Here is a 6,507-nt window from a genome sequence, read left to right as displayed (position 1 = left end):
GAGAAGTTGCCGAGCATCTCGAAGAAGGTGTGGTGGCGCGCGGTGTAGCCGACATTGTCGAGATCGTTGTGCTTGCCGCCGGCACGAACGCATTTCTGGGCGGTGACGGCACGCGAATAGGGCCGCTTCTCCGCGCCGGTGAAGACGTTCTTGAACTGCACCATGCCCGCATTGGTGAACATGAGCGTCGGATCGTTGCGCGGCACCAGCGGGCTGGAGGGCACGACCTCATGCCCGTGACGCGCGAAATAGTCGAGGAAGGTAGACCTGATCTCATTGACGCCGCTCATTGACGCCTTTTCCCGCAATTCGTGGCGGCCTTCGCCGCAGGACATGTCGCGGGCTTTGTAGAGATGCGCACCGCCGCTGTCGAGAAGGGGGATGGGCGGCGGAAAGGATGGAGCGCGAAGCACATCGCGCGGTCGCCGCATTCAGCCAAGGGAAGACGATGGCGGGGCGGCAGGGATGACGGCGCCTGCCGGCGCCGCGCCCTCCTCCGGCGCATGCGCGCCACCTTCTCCCGCAGGGCGGGAGAAGGTGAGCTCGTGCCCGAGTGGTCAGGCCTCGCCTTCGTCGAGATCCTCGGCGGAGGGCTCGACGTTCTCGAGGATCCGCTCGGCCAGAAGGCCGGCATTCTGGCGGATCTGGCCCTCGATGCGCGCCGCCACGTCGGGGTTCTGCCGCAGGAACTGCTTGGCGTTCTCGCGGCCCTGCCCCAGGCGCTGGCTGTCATAGGAGAACCAGGCGCCGGACTTCTCGACGATGCCGGCCTTGACGCCGAGATCGACGAGCTCGCCGGCCTTGGACACACCCTCGCCGTACATGATGTCGAACTCGACCTGCTTGAAGGGCGGGGCGACCTTGTTCTTCACCACCTTCACGCGCGTCGTGTTGCCGACGACCTCCTCGCGGTCCTTGATGGAGCCGACGCGGCGGATATCGAGGCGGACGGAGGCGTAGAACTTCAGCGCGTTGCCGCCCGTGGTCGTCTCGGGCGAGCCGTACATCACCCCGATCTTCATGCGGATCTGGTTGATGAAGATAACCATCGTGTTCGAGCGCGAGATCGAGGCCGTGAGCTTGCGAAGCGCCTGACTCATCAGCCGCGCCTGCAGGCCAGGCTGCACCTCGCCCATCTCGCCCTCGATCTCGGCGCGCGGCACGAGCGCCGCCACGGAGTCGATCACCAGCACGTCGATGGCGCCGGAGCGCACCAGCGTGTCGCAGATCTCGAGTGCCTGCTCGCCCGTGTCGGGCTGCGAGATCAGCAGATCCTCGAGGTTGACGCCGAGCTTGCGGGCATAGACCGGGTCCAGCGCATGCTCGGCATCGATGAAGCCGCACACGCCGCCCTTCTTCTGCGCCTCGGCCACGGTGTGGAGCGCCAGGGTCGTCTTGCCCGACGATTCGGGGCCGTAGATCTCGACCACGCGGCCGCGCGGCAGGCCACCCACGCCGAGCGCGATGTCGAGCCCCAGCGAGCCGGTCGAGACAGTCTCGATCTCGACCGCTTTCTCGTTCTTGCCGAGCCGCATGATGGAGCCCTTGCCGAAGGCGCGCTCGATCTGGGAGAGCGCGGCATCGAGGGCTTTGGCCTTGTCCATGGATTGACCTTCAACGAGTCGAAGAGACGGCTGAGACATGGTGAGGGATCCTTTTGGCACGAGCCCGGGGCGATCTCAATGGCGAGGGTGACGCGATGATGGTCACGGTTCGTTCTAACTCGCAAGTTCTTTTTTTGTTCTCAAACGGCACGTCCAACCCGTTGTAAAACAACCGCTTGGCGGGAAAGCGCAGTGCTGTTCAACGGGAAGATGCAGGGACAGCACGACAAAACCTGTCACCCCGCTCGGAGGGCGACGCATTGTGTTACCGGAATCGCTGCAATGGGCCGCGACGCGCGGCTCTTGCGCGTCCTTGCAATGCCCTCAGGAAAGGCCGTCCTGGAGACCCGCAGTCCGGCGGCCGTCCATGCGCGCCACGCCTCGCCTCAGACGAAGTGGGCCTTCACCGCCTCGATCAGCTGCTTCAGGCTGAAGGGCTTCGGCAGGAAGCCGAACTCCTCCCCTTCGGGCAGGTTCTTGCGGAAGGCTTCCTCCGCATAGCCGGAGACGAACACGATCTTGGCGGTGATCCCGCGCTGGCGCAGTTCCTTCAGCAGCGTCGGGCCGTCCATCTCGGGCATGACGACGTCGGAGACGATGAGGTCGATCGAGCCCTCGTGCGCCGCGACCACCTCCAGCGCATCGACGCCGGACGCAGCTTCGAGCACGGTGTAGCCGCGCTGGCTGAGCGCCCGTGCGCCGAAGGCGCGCACCGCCTCCTCGTCCTCGACGAGCAGGACCGTCCCCTGCCCCGTCAGGTCGGCGCCGGTCTGCTGCACCGGCGGCTGCCCGGCCTGCTCCTTTTTGGCGGCCTGCGCGGCCTCGGCGGCGGTATCAGCCTCCTCTCCCGCAAAGCGCGGCAGGTAGATGCGGAAGGTCGTGCCCGCGCCCACCTTGCTGTCGCAGAAGATGAAGCCGCCCGACTGCTTGACGAAGCCGTACACCATGGAGAGGCCGAGGCCCGTGCCCTTGCCGACCTCCTTGGTCGTGAAGAAGGGCTGGAAGATCTTGTCGATGATCTCCTGCGGAATGCCGGTGCCGCTGTCCTCGATCTCGATCAGCACGTGGTCGGCGGCCGGCATCGGTGGATTGCCGACGCCCTCCGCGTCGGCGGCCGGCACGTTGCGGGTGCGGATGGCGAGCTTGCCGCCCTCGGGCATCGCGTCACGCGCGTTGACGGCGAGGTTCACCACCACCTGCTCGAACTGGGTGAGGTCCGCCTTCACCGGCCACAGGTCGCGGCCGTGGCGCACGTCGAGCGCGATGCGTTCGCCCAGCAGGCGCTTCAGCAGCATGGAGAGGTCGGAGAGCACCTCGCCGAAATGCATCACCTGCGGCCGCAGGGTCTGGCGGCGCGAGAAGGCCAGCAACTGCCGCACGAGCCCGGCGGCCCGGTTGGCATTCTGCTTGATCTGCATGATGTCCTGGAAGGACGGGTCGGTCGGCCGGTGGTTCACCAGCAGCAGATCCGCATATCCCAGAATGCCTTGCAGCACGTTGTTGAAGTCGTGCGCCACGCCGCCGGCGAGTTCGCCGACAGCCTGCATCTTCTGCGCTTGGGCGAACTGCGCCTCTAGCGCCTTCTGCTCGGTCGTATCGAGCGCGTAGATGATGGCGACCTCGCCCTCGTCGCCGTCGCGTTCGGAGGAGGTGACGAAGAAGCGGGCGGAGCGGTTGCCCTCGCCGTCCAGCGCGATCTCGATCGGCGGAATGTCGCCGCGCCCCTCGGCCGCGGCCTCGACGGCCGTCAGCAGCGCCGGCCGCTCGCGCTCGGCGGCCACCGCCAGGATGGAGCGGGGCTCCGATGCGTCCTGTCCCTTGAAGTAGGCGCCGAACAGCCGCGCGAACGGCCCGTTGGTGCGCGCCAGCCGGCCCTCGCGGGTGATCGTGGCGATGGCGAGCGGGGTGTTGTTGAAGAAGCGCGCGAACCGCACCTCGGCCGCGCGCTGCCCTTCGGCGACGTCCTCGCCGGCCGAACGGTTCAGCACCAGCGTGCGAGAGGGGCCCGGCGAGCCGTCATAGCCGAAGGCGACGCGGTGGAAGACCCGCACCGGGAGCGACTGGCCGCCGCGCTTGCGCAGGTCGAGGTCGTGGATCTCGGTGCGGACCTCCCCCGCCCCGCCCGCGACCGAGCCGAGCAGCGCCGCGCCGTCGCCGGGCACGATGTCGGTGATCTTGAGCCCGCCGGATCCGAACTGCGCGAGGTCATAGTCCAGCCAGCCGGCCAGCGTCGCGTTGACGTAGACGACCTCGCCCGTCGAATCGACGGAGAGAAATCCTGCCGGCGCGTGGTCGAGATAATCGATCGCGTGCTGCAGCTCCTGGAAGATGTTCTCCTGGCGCTCGCGCTCGCGCGTCACGTCCGCGACGCTCCAGAGGCTGGCGCGCCGGCGTCCGGGACGGTCGACCGGCCGTACCTTCACGCGGTACCAGGCCGCGCCTTCGAAGGCGCCGAGCGGGGGCGACAGCCGCATCTCCTCCACCGCACCGCGGCCGTCGCGGGCAGCCTGCGCCAGGCGGTAGATCGCCTCCGACACGTCGGGCGTGCCCGTGAAGAGCCGCTCGACGACACGCACCTCGGCCAGCGAATGGGCACCGGAGAGACGCAGATAGGACGGATTGGCGTAGGCCACGCGGCCGTCGACCTCGACCACCACCATGCCCTCCGACGAGGTGTCGGAGATCAGCTTGGTGAGGTCGTTGGGCTGCGTCTTGCCCGAAAATTCGATGATGCCGACCGCTCCGGCGAACAGCGCGAACACGCCGACCACGGATAAAAGCGCGAGCAGCCCCATGATGAGGGGCTGCGCCTTCTCGCTCGCGATGAGCGACAGGGCCAGCGCCGCGCCGACGAGCACCCCGGCCAGGGCGAGCACGAGCGCGATGCTGCCGGAGCGATGCGCCCTCTCCGGACGCACTCCGGCGACGGCGTCGCTGCCGGCGCCCACCGCCTCGTTGCCCGCGTGTTTCGGCATATCCCACCCGTCCGCAGCCGTCACGACGCCCTCCTGCGGAAACGCATGACGTAGCCGATCACCTCGGCAACGGCCTTGTAGTGCTCGACCGGGATTTCCTGATCGAGATCGACCGCCTTGTAAAGCGCCCGGGCCAGCGGCGGATTCTCGACGACAGGCACGGAATTCTCCTCCGCCACGTCGCGGATGCGCAACGCAATCGCATCGAGGCCCTTCGCCACGCACAGGGGCGCGGCCATGCCGGCTTCGTAGCGCAACGCCACGGCGTAGTGGGTCGGGTTCATCACGACGACGGTGGCCTGAGGCACCTTGCTCATCATCCTCTGCTTCGATGCCCGCGCCCGCAGCTGGCGGAGCTTGGCCTTGATCTCGGGGTTACCCTCGGTTTCCTTGTATTCCTGTTTCAGCTCCTGCTTGGTCATGCGCTGGCGGTTGAACCAGGAGAAACGCTGGTAAAGGAAGTCGGCACCGGCGATGAAGGCGTAGATGGCGAGCACGCCGCCCATCAGCTTCAGCGCCTCGTCTCGGGTGGCCGGAAGCAGGGCAAGGACATCCATTCCGGCGAGGGATTCGAGGCGGTCGCGGTCGGGCCACAGCACCATCCACATGACGAAGCCGACGACGGCGAGCTTCAGCAGGCCCTTCACGAACTGGACCAGCGCCTCCTTCCCGAAGACGCGCTTGAAGCCGCTCATCGGCGAGATCCGCGACAGCTGCGGGGTCAGCGGCTCCACCGTGAACAGCATCCGGTGCTGCACCAGTCCCCCGGCGAGCCCGAAGACGATCAGCAGCGCGAAGGGCACGGCAATCGCCCCGAGAATCGCGAGAAGCGCCCGCACGGTCGCGGCCATGGGCCCGGTGCCGTCCATCGGCACGGCATGGGCGTTGGCGAGGAACCCGCGCAGCGCCACCGCGACGCCGGACACGCTGTCCCCGCCGGCGATCATCAGGCCCAGCGTGGCGCCCGCCAGCACGAACCACGTATTGACCTCCATGCTGCGGGCGACATCGCCGCGCTCGATGGCCTGTTCAAGCCTTCGGAGGGTCGGGTCTTCTGTACGATCTTCCTGCTCGTTGTCGTCCGCCACCGGTCAGCCTCCGGCCAACGGCTGCAGGAAGTCGGAAACCTCCCGCAGGAAGACGGTCATCATCAGGGCGATCGAGGCGGCCAGGACGAGGAAGCCGAAGAGGATCGTCGCCGGCATGCCGAGGAAGAACACCTGGAGCGACGGCATCAGCCGCGCGAGCACGCCCAAGCCGAGGTTGAACACCAGCGCGAAGACGATGAAGGGCGCGGCGATCTGCACCGCGATGGCGAAGCTCTTGGACATGGTCGTCAACGCCAGTTTCGCGGCGTCGCCGGTGTCGGGCAGCATGCCCGGCGGCAGGGCCGTGTAGCTGCCGTGAATGGCGCCGATCACCATGTGATGCGCGTCCGTCGCAAACAGCATGGCGACGCCGGTCAGCGTCAGGAAATTACCGATTTGGGCCGACTGGCCGCCCTGGGTGGGGTCGACCGATTCGGCGAAGGCGAGGCCGAGCGACTGCGCCACGAAATTGCCCGCGATCTGCAGCGAGGCCACCACCAGCCGTCCCGCCAGCCCGATGGTGAGCCCCACCGCGATCTCGAACAGCAGCAGGCCGAGCGCCGCGGTGATGGGCTGGCCTGCCGGGACCAGCGGCTGGACGATGGGGATGAAGACGAGGCTCAGCATGACCGCGAGGCCGAGGCGCACGCGGGCCGGAAACAGGTTCTCGCCCAGCGTCGGCAGCAGCATCAGCATCGTGCCGACGCGCGCGAACACGATCACGAACAGGGCGGCCAACTGGGGCGCGAGCGTCAGCGACATCAGGCTCCGGGCTGCTGGCGCGCCACCGCCGGCCACGCGGGATGCGGGCGGCCGGCCGAGGGCGGCGGCAGCAGCCAT

5 protein-coding genes are annotated in these 6,507 nt (G+C 67.8%); all 5 read right to left on the bottom strand.

The window, feature by feature from the left end:
- On the bottom strand, positions 1-290 hold a 290-nt coding region (locus AC5JCN_RS04060), incomplete at its 3' end, for an alanine--tRNA ligase-related protein (protein WP_495753716.1).
- Positions 291-557: 267 nt separating this feature from the next.
- Positions 558-1,643 carry a recombinase RecA gene (recA, locus tag AC5JCN_RS04055; protein ID WP_495753715.1) on the bottom strand — a complete coding sequence of 362 codons (1,086 nt, stop codon included), beginning with the start codon at positions 1,641-1,643 and terminating at the stop codon, positions 558-560.
- Positions 1,644-1,990: 347 nt separating this feature from the next.
- Positions 1,991-4,579: a cell cycle histidine kinase CckA gene (cckA, locus tag AC5JCN_RS04050; protein ID WP_495753714.1), complete on the bottom strand. Its 2,589-nt coding sequence runs from the start codon at positions 4,577-4,579 to the stop codon at positions 1,991-1,993.
- Between the two features lie 20 nt (positions 4,580-4,599).
- Positions 4,600-5,667: a flagellar biosynthesis protein FlhB gene (gene flhB / locus AC5JCN_RS04045; protein WP_495753713.1), complete on the bottom strand. Its 1,068-nt coding sequence runs from the start codon at positions 5,665-5,667 to the stop codon at positions 4,600-4,602.
- 3 nt (positions 5,668-5,670) lie between these two features.
- Entirely contained in the window at positions 5,671-6,507 is an 837-nt protein-coding gene (fliR, locus tag AC5JCN_RS04040) for a flagellar biosynthetic protein FliR (RefSeq protein ID WP_495753712.1), read from the bottom strand.

This window comes from Alsobacter sp. (assembly GCF_059501845.1).
Note: the sequence above shows the minus strand (reverse complement) of the source record. Positions and strands in the feature narration are given on the sequence as shown.

What these genes read in the sequence shown, in the direction of transcription:
- fliR (WP_495753712.1), bottom strand. Translation starts at nt 6,507, where the DNA reads ATGGCTGCTGCCGCCGCCCTCGGCCGGCCGCCCGCATCCCGCGTGGCC.
- recA (WP_495753715.1), bottom strand. Translation starts at nt 1,643, where the DNA reads ATGTCTCAGCCGTCTCTTCGACTCGTTGAAGGTCAATCCATGGACAAG.
- cckA (WP_495753714.1), bottom strand. Translation starts at nt 4,579, where the DNA reads ATGCCGAAACACGCGGGCAACGAGGCGGTGGGCGCCGGCAGCGACGCC.